Genomic DNA, 15,761 nt, shown 5'->3' with positions numbered 1-15,761 from the left:
TTTTTAGATAATTTCCGGAAATTTATCAGGATTGGATTCATGCATCATCGAGTAAATCATCTCGATGATATCATCTACAGATGGTTTCGTAAAGTAATCCCCATCCGAACCATAAGGTGGCCGATGTGCTTTAGCGGATAGAGTACGAGGTTTACAATCGAGATGGAAATATCCGTTTTGCTCTTCCAACACTTGTTGCAATATAAAGGCAGAAGCTCCGCCAGGAACGTCTTCATCTACTACCAACAGTTTGCTGGTTTTTGAGAGCGATTGCCCACAAGTATGTAGTTTATCAAAAGGCTGTAAGGTTTGTGCATCTACAATTTCAACCGAAATTCCCATTTCACTTAGTTCACCCGCAGCCTCCTGTACCAAGCGAAGTGTAGATCCATAAGAAACAACCGTAATATCGCTACCCACTCTCACCACCTCAGCGATTCCTAAAGGAACCGTGAAATCGCCCACATTGGCAGGCATTCGTTCTTTCAAGCGATAACCATTCAGACTCTCAATCATCAGCGCCGGTTCGTCCGACCGCAACAAGGTATTGTACATACCGGCAGCTTGCGTCATATTACGTGGTACACATACATGAAGTCCTCTCAAGCAGCCTAAGATCATCGACATAGGCGAACCTGAATGCCATATTCCTTCCAAGCGATGTCCCCTGGTACGAATAATTAAAGGTGCCTTTTGCCCACCCTTGGTACGATAACTTAAAGACGCCAAATCGTCACTCATTACCGTGAGTCCATATAGTAGATAATCTACATACTGAATTTCAGCAATTGGCTTCAGTCCTCTTAGTGCCATACCCAAGCCTTGTCCGATGATAGCCGTTTCCCGAATACCGGTATCAAAAATACGATGTTCGCCAAATTTAGCTTGCAAGCCTGCGAAACCCTGATTCACATCGCCGATAGCTCCTACATCTTCACCGAAAGCCAATAACCGCGGTTCACGACTAAAATTGGCAGCGAAGCAAGCGTTAAGCACCTCGCGCCCGTCTACCATTCTTGCATCTTCATCGTAAGCCACAGGTACCATCTCTACCTTATCCGGCGCCTCCGGCGTATCAGTAAATAGCTTTGAATTATAACGTTCGTAATTGACATTTTGCTGCTTTCTATACCATCGGATTAAAGCATCCTTTCCTTGGCTTTCTTGCCCCCTCAATTCTCTTAAAGCCTTTCTAATGGTACCGTAAATTTGCTTTAAATTCGGTTCTTTGATTGCATTTAGTCGATTAGCTAAAATTTTTGCCGACTTATGCTCAATCGCATTCAGCAATTCAATAGCCTTTGCTTTTTCTTCGGCAAAAGCGCCTATATAATCTTTCCAAGCTCTCACTTGCTCTTCCTTCACAAATTCTTTCGCCTGCTGCTCAATCATGACCAGTTCGTCTTCCGTTGCGATGGCCGATTCGAGCATCCATTTTCTCATCTGCACCAGGCAGTCATATTCAGCTTCCCAGTCGAGCCGGTCTTTTGATTTATATCGCTCGTGAGATCCGGAAGTGGAATGCCCTTGTGGTTGCGTCATCTCTATCACATGGATAAATACCGGAACATGTTCCTCCCTACACATACGAATAGCACGTTCGTAGGTTTCACAAAGGCCTGGATAATCCCACCCGCGCACTTTGAATATCTCATACCCTTCCCCCTTTTCATCTCGTTGAAAACCTCGCAATACTTCCGAAATGTCTTCTTTCGTCGTTTGGTACTTATTGGGGACCGAAATGCCGTAACCATCATCCCAAACAGAAATAGCTAAGGGAATCTGTAACACGCCGGCAGCGTTGAATGCTTCGAAGAAAACCCCCTCCGAAGTGGAAGCATTACCGATCGTGCCAAAAGCCACCTCGTTCCCATTGTTTGAAAAATGCGTTAAATAAGCAAGCTCCTTATTTTCTCGATATACTTTCGACGCCTGCGCTAAGCCAAGCAATCGCGGGATTTGTCCGCCGGTGGTAGAAACATCTGCCGAAGAGTTTTTAAGTTGCGTTTGATTGACCCAACTTCCATCGGCATTTAGCTCGCGTGTAGCAAAATGGCCATTCATCATGCGACCTCCTGATGCAGGCTCCGCCTCAATATCCGGATGTGCATACATCTGAGAAAAAAATTCATACACATTTGATATACCGGTAGCAAAAGCAAAAGTCTGATCTCGATAATAACCCGAACGCCAATCTCCCTCTTTAAAGACCTTTGCCATTGCAATCTGTGCCACCTCCTTGCCATCACCGAAAATGCCGAACTTGGCTTTTCCCGTTAATACCTCTTTCCGTCCTAACAAGCTAGCTTCCCTACTCTCGCATATAATGCGATAATCATTCAATACTGTAGCTTTAAAATCTTCAAAGCTAAGTTTCGAGGTATCAATCGGATCCGTATATTTCAAGTGAGTATCTGACATATCAAGAAATCATGCTTAAAATTCAAAAGTAATAAAAATTATATAAAATTCTGCGTTATGCCTACAAACCCCAAAGCTATTTTAAAATTTCACATAAAGAACAAACAAAATTTCAGCTGTGCACATAAAGCATTATATCATAAATTAAATTGGTTCATTCTTCCGTAAAAGTAACATTATTAGTCGACTATAAAAAAACGGAATTGTTTCGCACTAGTTGGCACCATAAAATGAAGCGCTTCACTATCAAATAGAAACAAATATATTACTTACTTTATTGGCATTATAATTGCCTTTTATCATATTTTTGTTATAAATTTATGCGAAGAATTGAAGTTTGCTTGCTTTTGGACAGCACCGGCAAAGGTGCTGTAAAGCATAGGAAATAGATTCTTATACAAAAACAAAAAGATGAGACTGTCTCAGATAACGGCAGATTACTTCATCGCTAAAAAATGTATGCAAATGAAAAAACTATTAACCATTTTTACGCTTTTAGTGGCTTTCACAGCCTTCACGGCTTGGAAAGTAGATGGCAATGCGGAGTTTAAGTTCGAAAAAGAGACTTATGATTTTGGCAAGATTCCCCAAGGTAAACCCGTTTCGTATGAATTTAAGTTTACGAATGTAGGAACTGAACCTTTGATTATTACCAAAGTCGAGTCTTCTTGTGGTTGTACCGTTCCTAAGTACACAAATGCGCCGATAAAGCCGGGTGAAGCGGGATCCATCAGTGTAACCTTCAACGCAGCCCAGGCGGCACCTTTCAGCAAGTCGGTAACCATCCGTTCAAATGCAAAGACGCCGCTAAAGTCCCTTTATATAAAAGGAGAAGTAGTAAAATAAAGCATTTAATAAGAACAACAGGAAGCCGCTTCATAAACTAAGCGGCTTTTTTTGTTGATTTACTTTAGTAAGTTTGTATCAAAATTGCCAACAATATATTATGCCAACAATATCCAACAAGGGTAAGCGCATGCCCGCTTCCCCTATTAGAAAATTGACACCCTATGCCGACGAAGCAAAAAAAATGGGCAAAAAAGTTTTCCATCTCAATATCGGACAACCTGACATTGAAACGCCGGAAACCATGCTCAATGCCGTTAAAAACATTAACTTCAAGGTGTGGGCCTATACTCCCTCACAAGGAAATGCCAGCTATCGCGAAAAGTTAAGCACTTATTATAATAACATTGGTTATAATATTTCAGCAGATAACATTCTCGTAACCACCGGCGGATCGGAGGCAATTACAATTGCCATGGAATCCTGTTTCGATCCCGGAGATGAAGTGATTATACCGGAGCCTTTTTACGCCAATTATAACGGCTTCGCATGTATGGCCGGTGTGGAAGTAAAGCCAATTCCTTCCAGTATAGATAATGGCTTTGCTTTACCCAATATTGCCGAATTTGAAAAGTTGATTGGTCCGAAGACGAAAGGCGTTATCATTTGCAACCCCAACAATCCTACGGGATACCTCTATTCGCAGGAAGAGATGGAGGCACTGAAAGGACTCTGCCTTAAACACGATCTTTACCTTTTTTCTGATGAGGCTTACCGAGAATTCTGTTACGATGGTAATACTTTCATTTCTCCGATGCATATGGAAGGATTGGAAAATCATGTCGTCGTTTTTGATACCGTATCCAAGAGATATAGCGCATGTGGTGCTCGACTAGGCTGTTTAATCACCAAAAACCGAGAGATACTGGAAGCCGGTTTAAAATTTGCACAGGCAAGATTAAGCCCTCCCGCAGTTGCCCAGATAGCAGGCGAAGCTGCTATTGACACGCCACAAAGTTACTTTGATAATGTAATCAGTGAATATACAAAAAGACGAGATTTACTGGTAGAAGGACTGAATAAAATCCCAGGTGTCTACTGCCCTACTCCGGGTGGTGCATTTTATGTAGTTGCGAAACTACCAATCGATAATGCGGATAAGTTCTGCCAATGGATGCTGGAAGAATTTGACTATAATAACCAGACGGTTATGATGGCACCGGCAACCGGATTCTATTCAGATACCCGTTTAGGTGAACAGCAAGTTAGGCTTGCTTATGTTTTATGCCTGGAAGACTTGGCCAGCGCCATAAGTTGCATTGAAAAAGGACTGGAAAACTATCCGGGTCGTACACAGTAAGTTAAACTATCTCATTTTAATAAAGGCCGGATAACCATTCGGCCTTTGCCTTCAAATAAGACCAACATCTGTTGAACATTGCAGGCCTAAGCAATCACTTCCTTTCGCCCTCGCATTTTTTTTGATTCCGCAACTTCAGTAGCACTTACTTCAATGTAAATCGAGGTGCCTTTATTCGGCGTTGATTGAATTTCGCATACACCCTTTAAAAGTTGTGTACGGGAGAGCAGGTTTTTCAGGCCGAGCCCCTTTGACTTCGATCCCCCGACATCAAATCCCACACCATTATCTTCTATAGTAATTGCTAGTCTATTTTCTGTGGCTACCAACTGTACAATCCCTTCCGTGGCCTCCGAATGTTTTACCATATTGGCAACGGCTTCTTGTATCATGCGATACAATAAAAGTTCGTCGTCTTTTTTGAATTTTGGCAATGTACCAATAACATAGCAATTCAGTTCAAGTGAGGAGCTTCGAACCCGACGGCAGAACTCTTCTATAGCATAGGCAAAGCCTTCCTCAAGTACAGCCTCCGGTGCAAGGTTATGAGAAATATTCCTGATCTCCTTTAGAGCCGATTCGAGCAGGCGATTGACATCATTCCCTTCGGTCTTCGGCTCATTGACGAGCTCCATACCTAAGTGAAGTTTTGCTGCTGAGAGTATGCTTGCTACCCCATCATGCAATTCACGTGCAGTCCGAGCGCGTTCTTCCTCTTCGCCTCTCAACTTCGCTTCCAACAAACGACTTTCTTGCCGTGACGCTTCTGCCTTCCGTTTCAATTTGTTGATAAATCTGCTAAAAATAAAGAAGACGCCGAGTATCACCATTGCCAATATAGAAAGGATTATCCACTTATTTTTGCGTTCGAGTTCACGTTGCTGCTTGCTGATCTTGAGGTCTCTTTCTACCAAAGCTTTTTGTTTCTCCGACGCTTGGTACTTCACTTCCAACTCCTGAATAGTATGATGTGTTTCGCTATTAAGCAGCGAATCACTGAGTTGCTCATACTGTTTACGTAGGTCAAGTGCCTCTCGATATGATCCGGTGGCTTCTTTAATCTCCGCTCCGGAAAGTAGCAGTTCCATTTGCTGCGGCTTAGCAAGCTCATTTTCGGCAAGGGCCAACGCCTTGCTAAAATAAGTATCCGCCTCTCCATATCGCTTCATGTTTTTATAAACTGTCGACAGTCCGGCAAGTATGTACACCTCATTGCCTGGCGGCGCTTTTGCAAGTAGAGCTTGCGCCTTATCGTAGGTTAAAAGTGCCACTTCATACCTTTTTTGTCGACAATAAATGTCAGCGAGATTAATAAGCGCCCTTAGTTGCATAGGCGGATCAGTTAAAGACCGACCAAGCGCCAATAGCTCTAGGCAGTGTTTTTCAGCATCAGCCAGCTTACCACTCATAGCCTCCGCAACCAGCATATTGACTAAACTACTCCCAATGCCGGCCGAATCCTGTAATTCTTCAGCGATTTGATACGATTTTATGGCATAGCGCAAGCCCTTCGCTAAATCGTTCATATCAAGTAGCAATGAACTGAGGTTGTTATAGTATTTTCGTAAAAACGAGCTATCCTGTCGCGTAGGACGATCGATGTCCGATAAAATATTCAGGGCACTCATCAACATTTCAGAGGCTCGTTGCATTTCCCCCAAAGCCTGATATTGCAAAGCCATGTTATTATACGCCGCAGCAGCCCGTGGTAAATCCTTAAGTTTAAGGCTGATTGCTAATTGCTTTTTAGCCATAGCTAATGCTTCATTATATCGAACCTCCTGGTACAAAAAGACACAATAATGACCAGCATACTGCAGCATTCCTTTATCAAATGCCAGACGCTGAGCCAGTTTACCTGCCTCTTTAAAATAGAATTCGGCGGAATCCGCTGATCCCTGCTGCTGTTTCTCTTTCGCCAGATTAACCAGCATATATACGCGGCTCGTATCAGCTTGGCTGATTTGTCCTAGCGCCTTGACCATCATGATACTTAATACAAATAGCAAAAAAAAGCGCTTTAACGTACAGATTCTTTTATAGGTAGGCAACAAAGGAATAACCGCCCGATTACCTGATACAGTTTCATTTTTGGTTTCCATTTAGGTGATTAAATTTCAAAACTAATTTAGAAAATTATTATGATAAAGGCGTATGTATCTGCTAAATACTCTATTCGTTCATGGCATCAATTTAACGCTTATCGCCATTTTTTGATACTTCATCGAATCCTATAAAAAGAGCTTGTTTAAAGGGTCATATTTGTTAAGCCCTTACGGGGGAAAACCAACTCAACTTAATTTAAATGGATACTTTAATCAGTAAAATATGGTATTATACCATACCCCTCTTTTCCCCGGCTATGCTCAAATTACTATTCTTCGGCTCCGTCGCAATTATATCAAACAGTCATTGCCTTTATGAATTACCGGGAAAAACGATTAAAATCCAGCAACGTATATATGGTAAACCAAAATTAAATTTCTTGATATTACACGATGACGAGAACACCGGAAAAGAAGCGGCAGAGATCTATTGCAGTTTAATTGGCGGCTCAATTACCGAACTCTGTTATGGCGAGGTACGCAATATTACGTTTAGGAACAAAAAGGGCAATTACGCTTTTGATCCGAATCAAATGTTTGAATCAACGGGATTATATAAAAGCATGCGGTTTTATAGCAAACAGGCCCCTACTGCCAAAGAAATACAACCAGTACGGTCCTTAGCTGATTCTTTACTCCAACGCTACAAAAACCTCCACACAAACTGTTTTATTACTTTGCATAATAACACCGAGGGCAATTTCAATATTAACTCTTACCTAAGCGGAAAGCTTAAAACTGTAGCGGATAGCGTTTATGTCAACCCACTTATGGACGCTGACGATCTGATATTCGTCACCGAAGCTAGCTACTATACTTATCTGCGGCGGATGGGAATAAACGTGGTGCTACAAAGTACCCAGGCAATAGACGGTTCGCTTTCGGTCTATGCGCAGCAACGTCGCATCCCTTATATAAATATTGAAATTCAGCACGGGCACCTTACCGAAAATCTTCGCTTAATATTGGTAGTAGAGCAGATGCTAAAACAATTAAAAATGATTTAACCTCTGCCAAACTTTAGTAAGGCATGAGCTATTTATTAATGCAAAAAAATGAGAAAGAAATCTTCAAAAAACAACTATGCAGAAATGTTCGGATTGCTGGGCCAGGTTAGACAAAAACGTGCGCTAAGAATTAAAGCCAACGATATGAGTTTGCAGCAGCGATTGCGTATTATTCAAATGATATTCCAACTGAGTGAAGAGCAGGTTGAAGATCGTAGCTTAGCCGAATAAACTGCTAGGCTACGATCCAAAAAATCGATTAGGTTAATTTCGTATTACACGCACCCTTTATTGAATACGGATAAATTCGACCCTCCGATTACGTGTCCTTCCCTTGACCGTTTGATTGTCAGCAACAGGCTCTGATTCACCTTTTCCACTCGTTTGCAAGCTGATTTCTGCGATACCATATCGCGTTGTTAATGCCCGCTTTACCGCTTCCGCCCTGCGCTCACTAAGGATCTGGTTGCTTTTATCATCCCCTACCGCATCCGTATGTCCTACCACCTGTATTTTGGCAGCCTGATCTTCGGCCAATATAGAGGCAATAAATTTCAAAACACCTTCAGACTCCGGAAGAATAGTTGCTTGCCCCGTGCTAAAAAGAATGCCGGTAGTGCTAAATTTTCCTTCTTTCTGTAACTTAGTCCGACCATCCGGCATACCTTTTGCAATTTTAACATTGCTTATATATACACCAACCTGTTCATCCTTATAAGGACTGCTCGACAGGCTGAAGAACACTTGATTAAATTCATTTTCGCCGGGTATTCCTTTTGGTACATCGTACAGCTTCTCGCCATTAAGCCAGATACGCAAGCGTTCCTTTTGGCCCTGGATCGCTATATGTACCGGCTTCCCGTACCATTGAGCTAGCTCAGTATGTTTTTTCGGCATACTATGAAAGTAGCGAGTATAAGCCTGATAGCTTTCCAAGGCGATATTGGCGCAATCAGCAAGCGGTGCCAGTTCAGTATAGAAAGATTTAACACCTTTCGGATCATTCAACAACGTATTGTCTGTAGAAGAAACATTACCCGAGGCCAATAGGCCAAACCGGAAAGATGGCGGCAACCAACCTTTTAAATCAAATTGCATAAGCAAATCAAATTCTACCGTAAAATCGGGTCCGAGTAGCTGATCATTACTACTGAGGCATACGCTGCGCTGGGCTAGTCGCAACCAATTACCCGGAATTTGATTGAGCTTTACAAGCACTGAACCCGCGTTGCTGTTCCAGCCTGAGGGCAGTTCACCATTCACATCGTCCGCAAAATCAGCTGCATAAATAATCGAATCTCCTGGCACAAAATCATATTTTGCAAAAGCCTTGATAAACGTGGTGCTGTCAGGCGTAACCTGTGTCAAAGATGCTTCCGGTTTTTCAGCAAGAACTTTCGTGTTTCCTTTCACGCTAGTGCCATCAATTGCTTTATCGACACCCTCTCCTACCACCTTATCGGCTTTGTTCAGTACTTTTTCTGTGGCCGTTTGTTCCACTCTGTTTTTGATTTTTTTAAAAAGGGACTGAGCTTGCGCGCTTGATCCTACGCCAAGACCTACGAGGTAAATACTCATCCCCAAACTTAGCCTTATTATTCCAAATGCATTCATGTTATTTAATTTATAGCTATCAAATTTACAGGCGTTTAAGAGTTTAGGTTATTATTTTCGACCAACTGCAGCATAAATGGATAAGCGCCTAATAACGTCGACTAAACAATCAAAATCCACACATCCTTTTATACGCATCTTCATCGCTTATAACAGCCATTCGTCGAAAAACTCCATTAACGAGCTGAGTGGATGGCTATACTTGCTCAAAAAAACATGAATCGCAATCAACTTTTCCATGTAGTCCTATTATTAATAGGCATCGTTTCAATTTCATCTTGTAGGAAAGATAAACTACCTGTAGATGAAGAAGTACAACCCGTTTTCGGGCAGCCGACTGCAAAACCAAAGGGTGAAGTGTTAGCTATAGGGGTATCCAAATCAATAGGTCCAGAAGGCGGTGTTTTGTCGCTCAACGATATAATCACCGTGCATGTTCCCGCAGGCGCAGTCGACAAGTCAACTTTATTTCAGATTCAACCTATACGGAATACATTAGACGATGAATCCATACATACGGGTTTCCGATTATTGCCCGAAGGCGTCCATTTCAAACAAGCTGTTCGCATTGCCTTTCCTTATGATACGGCAGATATATCAAATCCGGATACGCGTATGGTGGCCTACCAACGAAGTGATGGTGTATGGTGCGGAGTCCCTACGGTACTTGATAAAGAACGCCGACAGCTTACCGTAGAGACCACCCATTTTAGCGATTGGGTCTGGTTCGATTTCATTTCCTTACGAAAGGATAAAGAGCAGATCGGGGCCAATCAAGCGGTTAACCTGCAGTTACTGGAAATGGTTCTAGGATCACTTATGCCAGTAAACAGCATTGACAGCGTCCCTCTTGCGGCTTTCGATCCCATTGGGTATTCGAAGAGCATGAGCGTGAAAAACTGGAAAATCATCTCCGGCCCCGGCAGCCTGAAAGCAGAAAAAAATTCGCACGGCTTGATGGGAAATGCTTTATATACCGCTCCTGCTACAGTCACAAAAACCACCGATGTGGAGATTCAAGTAGAAATCGAAAGCAAAAACGGCTATATCAGCGACCCACTCGCACCCAACGGCCGGCGAAAGATGGAGAAACTCATTCTTATCACCAAAATCCGTTTAGAACCTAACAATTTTTTTTCTCTTAAAATGAATGGGGTAAGCTATGACATGTCTCATTTAGCGATAGCCGCCGTTCAAGAGAATCAGATCGTCATCAGAGGCACGAATCAAGCGCAATCGCTCGTGATAAACCTGCAATGCTTTGGTACGGCGCTCGGATCGTACGTTGGCGGTATGGAAAAGGGAAAATCCTTTATTGCACTCACACTTCCACGAAACGCAGGAGGCCTGAACAGTTATGTAAATGGGTATGACAAATGTCCCGGTTTTCAGTATAGCGGTACAACCAACATCACCTCTGTAGAGGGCTTCATTGAAGGGACATTTAAGGGGACCGCGTATTACAGAGAACAGATTTGTGGGTTTAGCGATGCCAGAGAACTGGAAATTTCCTTTAAACTAAAACGCAACTGAAACTGATGAATTTTTAATTTAAATCACCATGAAATATAAACTGAATTACCGCAAGCTTTGCGCCGCCCTTTTACTGCTAACTGTTATACCGAGCCTAGCAATTGGATGTACGAAAGAAAATAATTTAGGGTCATTAGACGATAGTGACTCGAAGGCACCTGAAACGGGTTATGTTAGTGGAACTATAAAAAATGATAGGGGTATTCCGATGGAAGGCGTTCGCGTGCTAATTGATCACAGTATCTTTTTTAATTCGGATCTCAGTACAATTACCGATGACGAGGGAAAATACAAAATAAAAGTACCAGCCGGATCTTGGTACGCGTTTGCACAACACACAGCTAAATATAATGGTAAAAATTTTACTTTTTATCTCCATCCTGAAAACGCAGGTGGTTTCGGGAATGAAGGAGCCGTTCGTAATTTTGTTTGGAAATTATCGGGCGACATGCCACAGCCACTATCTGGTTATTATGGAGGATTAGTAACAATTGACAGCTTCCCAGGAGTCTACATCAATGTAAAGGAGATCGATTTCATATTTACACCACTCGCGCCGCTCATTGACGGAAGTGAAGGTAAAATCCTTCATCGCATAAGTAAAGATAACCATCGCATTTTAGATGTTCCTATTGGCAAGTACCAATTAACAGCCCGCTATCAGGGAAAATCGTTGAAGTTCAGAACGTGGAACTCCGAGCAGGAATTTCAAGAGACCTACCACCTCGATTTCCTTCCTCAAGTGACCTCACAATGTGACAATTGTGCTAAAATAGAATATTATTGGGAGCCTTGATGATTGGCTCCCAAACAATAGCCATAGTAGTCTTCGTTATCCACAAAATATTCCATGGTTATTATAAAATAAGTTGTTTCATATTTTCCTGATAATGTTTGCCCACGTTTATCTGCCGGCCGTCTTCCATTGTTAAATACCATCTACCAATATCCCGATAGCAAGCATCAAGGTGTTCAATATTAATTATAAATGAACGATGTACGCGGATAAACAACGACGGATCCAACCTTTTTTCAATCGCACCAATACCAGAAGAGCTTAAATATTGTTTCATCGCGCAATGAATCACGGTGTAATCGCCAGCTGCTTTTAAATAGCAGACATCACCTAAGGAAACTCTTTTCAATCTTCCCCCTTCTTCAGCCAAAATGCTTTTCGGACGATCAGCCCAAAGCACCGCTTGGTGTGTTAGGCCTTCAAAAGCAGGTACCGTGCTAACGATCTGCAAGGCCGTATCGAGTTGTTTGTCATTATAAGGTTTTAAAAGAAACGTCGAATCTCTCCTATTTGCTAGCTGACTGACTCCACTATCGATAGCCGCTGTGTAAATTACCTTTGGCAGATGAGACGTAGTTTGCAAAAAATCAGTATCGTTAGCCTCACTCAACTGAATATCCAAGAAGAGCACGTCAGGTTCCAAGGCATTTACATATCGTATAGTTTCACATCGATTGCGACATTCTCCTACCACGCGGAATCCCGGACGACTGTTGATGTGTTGACGGATCAATTCCCGGTAACGAGACTCTCCGTCAGCGATTAAAATCGTTTTATTCATATTTAATATTATTTCTATGCAAAAACTAAAGGGAATAACCTTTCGACAGCCTATATGTCGTTGCCCAAAACTAGTACAAGGAGTTGGTGAATTTTAGCGCACTATTGCGGAGAAGAAGAATTCAGTAGTACTACTTAAATCCGTTAATCGGTAATGCACCCGAAAATTCAAGCTACCATTACCATTAATTTTGTGGAAGAAAAAAGAACAGAAATGAACCATAAAAACACTTTACGATCAATATCATTGGCGGCGGCCATCATGGTATGTTCAGCGGCTGGTAGACCGGCAGCCACAACAACAATAGTCGAGGAATCACCCTTTGGTAATCAGCACTGGACCATGCAGGCCGCAAGCATTCAGCCAGCCATCGACCTGAATGCTGATGGCAAGTTGGATACAGACTTAATGATCTTAATAAGGCCTTGCGAGCGCGATGATGCGGATCTATTTCGTGCAGATGGATTTATCATCACCCACAGAGGCGCTACCTCCTGCGAAGAAGACGAAGGCAAGGTCGAAGAAACCGGGACCTGGGCTTATAACCCGTCCACGAAAACACTGATTATGGAGCGATATGACGGCAGCAAACCCATTGAGGGCAAACTTGAAACTATTACTCCCAATAAAATCACCTTTGTTTCCACTCACCAATCGAGCAAGGGAAAGCATACTATACGAACCACCTATGTTGCTAAGAAGGTTTAAATACTAAGGTACATTCGCCAATACAACGACTAACATCAACAATACGCTAGTCGTTGTTTAAACGAAGGCGGCCGCGCTAAACCTATATACTCCGCTTTTTTTGTTATTTTGCCTACAAGAAAATACTATAAGATGATTAACGTTGGAATTGTGGATGATCATGCCCTTATCATCAGTGGCTTGGCTCATATGTTAAGCGAACAGAAAGACTGTCAACTAATTTTTACGGCCGGAACGGCTCAAGAATTAATGGAAGCCTTAACGCAGCAAGTACCACATGTACTCTTATTAGATATTGAACTGCCCGATGTTAACGGACTTGATTTATGCACGTTGCTGCAAAAGCAATTTCCAAGTATCCGAATTATAGCACTTACCAACCACGATGAAGTCGTTTATATAAAGAAAATGATGCGTAATGGTGCGCAAGGATATCTATTAAAGGGGACCGACAAAAACACGCTGATCACAGCTATCAAAATGGTATCTCAGGGCCAACAATTTATTGACAAACAGGTTGAAATAGCTGTTGTAAATCAAACAATCTCAGGCAAGCGAACAACCGTAGCGGTAAAACTGACAAGCCGAGAGCAAGAAATTCTCGCTTTGATAGCGAATGAGTATTCTAACCAGGAGATCGCCGATAAACTTTTTTTAAGCATCCGAACCGTTGAATCACATCGCCATAGTCTTAATCAGAAACTCAATGTAAAAACAATGGCGGGCCTCATTAAAGAGGCCTATTTACGTGGACTGATCTAACTGTCGGCTAAAGTCGATCGCAGCGCATTTATCCGTAGTGACACTCTTTTCTACCTTTACTACTTACGATGTCTAGGTATTATTGTATTATGCGTATTAAGGCAGTTTTCTGTAATCTCTTTTTGCCAGACATAGAATAGATAATTTATTCATAATATCGGCTTAACATACTACTTCTATATTTGGAATGATTTGACAACATAATAATAGAGTTCCAAGAAAAGGCTGGTTTGCATTGCAAAATCAGCCTTTTATTATTTTGGTTTTTCCGTGTACCACAATTTAGGAGAAGGGTAACAAGCATTAGGATAGATCACTTTTTCTCATCCATTGGGAAATCGGGTAACAATTAACGGAATGCCTAGAACGTTTCTTGCAATCATCTAATTCATCTAGTACTTTTATGATAAATAGGTTTAGGTTGAGCCCCTCCGCACTTCCCATAAGTGTTTTGGAGGGGCTATCTTTTTCTATTATTTGCGGTGCTGTCAAAAAAGCGTCTCACAAAAGTTGATTGCCGATGCCGGCATTTCTTTTAATATTCGTCCTAATCATAGTGGACGTTGAATTAATCTTTTGTATCTTTGTAACTTATGCAAAAACAGCTATTCACATATTATAATTTGGTGGTTGGAATGATTGCCTAATTCCGAGGGCTTGTTTCTAAAATCGCTGACTTGGTAATTCCTATATTACCAAGGGTGATTTATATGTTGCAAACCGTTCGGATGATAGAGAATTAAGCAATTTTATTTCATCATTTTAAATTATTAAGGCAGTGAATAACTTATCATTATATGGTTGGAACGACAGTTTATTCCAACTAAAACAAAATTCAGCATATAAACATCTTTTTCATGGCCGCGTTTCGGCAGTAAACAAGACCAATTACGAAGTTATCGCCGAGCATGGTGTACTATTATGCGAACTAAGCGGTAATGTGCTTTATGGAAGGTCATCATTTGAACTTCCCTGTACGGGCGATTGGATTATTTTTCAACCCTTTGACGATAACAAAGGAATAATCGTTGATATTTTACCACGTAAACATACCCTGTACCGAAGAAAGAGCGGAACCGTATCTGAAAGACAGGCCATTGCATCCCATATCGATAAGGCATTTATTGTACAAAGCCTTGATGCCAATTTCAGCGTTCGCCGAATGGAGCGCTTTATGTTTCAGGTATTAGAAGAAAACATACAGCCGATATTAATACTCACTAAATCTGATTTGGAATTCAATCGTCACCAAGTCAATGAGTCGCTGAAACATATTGATCGCCAGATACCGGTATTTTTCACGAGTATTCTTTCTCCCGAAACAATCCTTCCTATACGAAAATTTGTCAGCCAGGGAGAGTCGATTGTATTGGTAGGATCGTCGGGCGTTGGAAAAAGTTCATTAATTAATGCACTGTGTGAACGGACGGTATTTTTAACATCTGAAATAAGCAAGTCCTCAGGTAAAGGGAGACATACCTCAACACGAAGAGAGATGGTCTTGATGGATGATAGTGGCATTCTAATAGACACACCCGGTATAAGAGAATTCGGCTTAGCCTCAGACAATGCTGAGGCATTAGCAGATATGCTCGATGTTTCTGCTTTTGCAGAATCCTGCCGTTTTAAGAATTGTATGCATATCAATGAACCCGGGTGCGCCGTTGTTGAAGCTGTAAACAGTGGCATTTTAGAACCGGAAGTATACAATAGTTATCTCAAATTGCGAAAAGAATCTTGGCATTTTTCGACTTCTGAATATGAAAAGCGTAAAAGAGCCAAATCTTTTGCTAGAATTTCAGATGAGGCTAAGAGGATAAAAAAACGTTGATTTTCTGATGATTAAATCCAGGTGTTTCACTGTAAATACAACACCTGGATTAGCCAA

General features: G+C 41.7%; 13 protein-coding genes. 9 read left to right on the top strand and 4 right to left on the bottom strand.

Going from position 1 to position 15,761, the window contains the following annotated elements; genetic code table 11:
- Positions 1-3: 3 nt before the first annotated feature.
- Entirely contained in the window at positions 4-2,421 is a 2,418-nt protein-coding gene (locus ACH11B_RS17955) for a thiamine pyrophosphate-dependent enzyme (RefSeq protein ID WP_377609186.1), read from the bottom strand.
- 465 nt (positions 2,422-2,886) lie between these two features.
- Here ACH11B_RS17955 and ACH11B_RS17950 point away from each other — a divergent pair, with 465 nt between their 5' ends.
- Both ACH11B_RS17950 and ACH11B_RS17945 read left to right on the top strand, forming a co-directional pair.
- Entirely contained in the window at positions 2,887-3,267 is a 381-nt protein-coding gene (locus ACH11B_RS17950; protein ID WP_013666480.1) for a DUF1573 domain-containing protein, read from the top strand.
- A gap of 100 nt (positions 3,268-3,367) precedes the next feature.
- Positions 3,368-4,567 carry a pyridoxal phosphate-dependent aminotransferase gene (locus ACH11B_RS17945; RefSeq protein WP_130857476.1) on the top strand — a complete coding sequence of 400 codons (1,200 nt, stop codon included), beginning with the start codon at positions 3,368-3,370 and terminating at the stop codon, positions 4,565-4,567.
- Between the two features lie 86 nt (positions 4,568-4,653).
- On the opposite strand, the gene ACH11B_RS17940 is transcribed toward ACH11B_RS17945, so the two are convergent.
- Positions 4,654-6,669 (bottom strand): tetratricopeptide repeat protein, encoded by a 2,016-nt coding sequence (locus ACH11B_RS17940; protein ID WP_377609188.1) that lies wholly within the window; start codon positions 6,667-6,669, stop codon positions 4,654-4,656.
- A gap of 203 nt (positions 6,670-6,872) precedes the next feature.
- Between ACH11B_RS17940 and ACH11B_RS17935 the strand changes: the two genes are divergently transcribed.
- On the top strand, positions 6,873-7,679 hold the full coding sequence (locus ACH11B_RS17935) for a hypothetical protein (RefSeq protein WP_130857474.1): 807 nt from the start codon (positions 6,873-6,875) through the stop codon (positions 7,677-7,679).
- A 48-nt stretch (positions 7,680-7,727) separates the two neighbouring features.
- Complete coding sequence (locus ACH11B_RS17930; RefSeq protein WP_013666475.1) at positions 7,728-7,910, top strand: hypothetical protein; 183 nt, start codon at positions 7,728-7,730, stop codon at positions 7,908-7,910.
- A gap of 57 nt (positions 7,911-7,967) precedes the next feature.
- On the opposite strand, the gene ACH11B_RS17925 is transcribed toward ACH11B_RS17930, so the two are convergent.
- Positions 7,968-9,293, bottom strand: a complete 1,326-nt coding sequence (locus tag ACH11B_RS17925) for an OmpA family protein (RefSeq protein WP_377609190.1) — start codon at positions 9,291-9,293, stop codon at positions 7,968-7,970.
- Between the two features lie 216 nt (positions 9,294-9,509).
- On the opposite strand from ACH11B_RS17925, the gene ACH11B_RS17920 reads away from it, so the two are divergent.
- Positions 9,510-10,826 (top strand): hypothetical protein, encoded by a 1,317-nt coding sequence (locus ACH11B_RS17920; protein ID WP_377609192.1) that lies wholly within the window; start codon positions 9,510-9,512, stop codon positions 10,824-10,826.
- 28 nt (positions 10,827-10,854) lie between these two features.
- Positions 10,855-11,622, top strand: coding sequence for a carboxypeptidase-like regulatory domain-containing protein (locus ACH11B_RS17915; protein ID WP_377609194.1), 768 nt, complete (start codon positions 10,855-10,857; stop codon positions 11,620-11,622).
- A 61-nt stretch (positions 11,623-11,683) separates the two neighbouring features.
- On the opposite strand, the gene ACH11B_RS17910 is transcribed toward ACH11B_RS17915, so the two are convergent.
- Positions 11,684-12,403 (bottom strand): LytR/AlgR family response regulator transcription factor, encoded by a 720-nt coding sequence (locus tag ACH11B_RS17910; RefSeq protein ID WP_377609196.1) that lies wholly within the window; start codon positions 12,401-12,403, stop codon positions 11,684-11,686.
- 153 nt (positions 12,404-12,556) lie between these two features.
- On the opposite strand from ACH11B_RS17910, the gene ACH11B_RS17905 reads away from it, so the two are divergent.
- The 3 genes from ACH11B_RS17905 to rsgA all read left to right on the top strand — a co-directional run bounded on the left by ACH11B_RS17905 (position 12,557) and on the right by rsgA (position 15,704).
- A complete protein-coding gene (locus tag ACH11B_RS17905; RefSeq protein WP_130857469.1) occupies positions 12,557-13,111 on the top strand; it encodes a hypothetical protein in 555 nt (184 codons plus the stop codon).
- Positions 13,112-13,243: 132 nt separating this feature from the next.
- Positions 13,244-13,873, top strand: coding sequence for a response regulator transcription factor (locus tag ACH11B_RS17900; RefSeq protein ID WP_013666469.1), 630 nt, complete (start codon positions 13,244-13,246; stop codon positions 13,871-13,873).
- 778 nt (positions 13,874-14,651) lie between these two features.
- Positions 14,652-15,704, top strand: a complete 1,053-nt coding sequence (gene rsgA, locus ACH11B_RS17895) for a ribosome small subunit-dependent GTPase A (RefSeq protein WP_377609198.1) — start codon at positions 14,652-14,654, stop codon at positions 15,702-15,704.
- The last annotated feature ends 57 nt before the right edge of the window (positions 15,705-15,761 follow it).

It is taken from the genome of Olivibacter sp. EAT-5, from assembly GCF_044784325.1.
GTDB lineage: Bacteria > Bacteroidota > Bacteroidia > Sphingobacteriales > Sphingobacteriaceae > Olivibacter > Olivibacter oleidegradans.
This window is presented reverse-complemented; position numbering and strand designations above follow the sequence as displayed.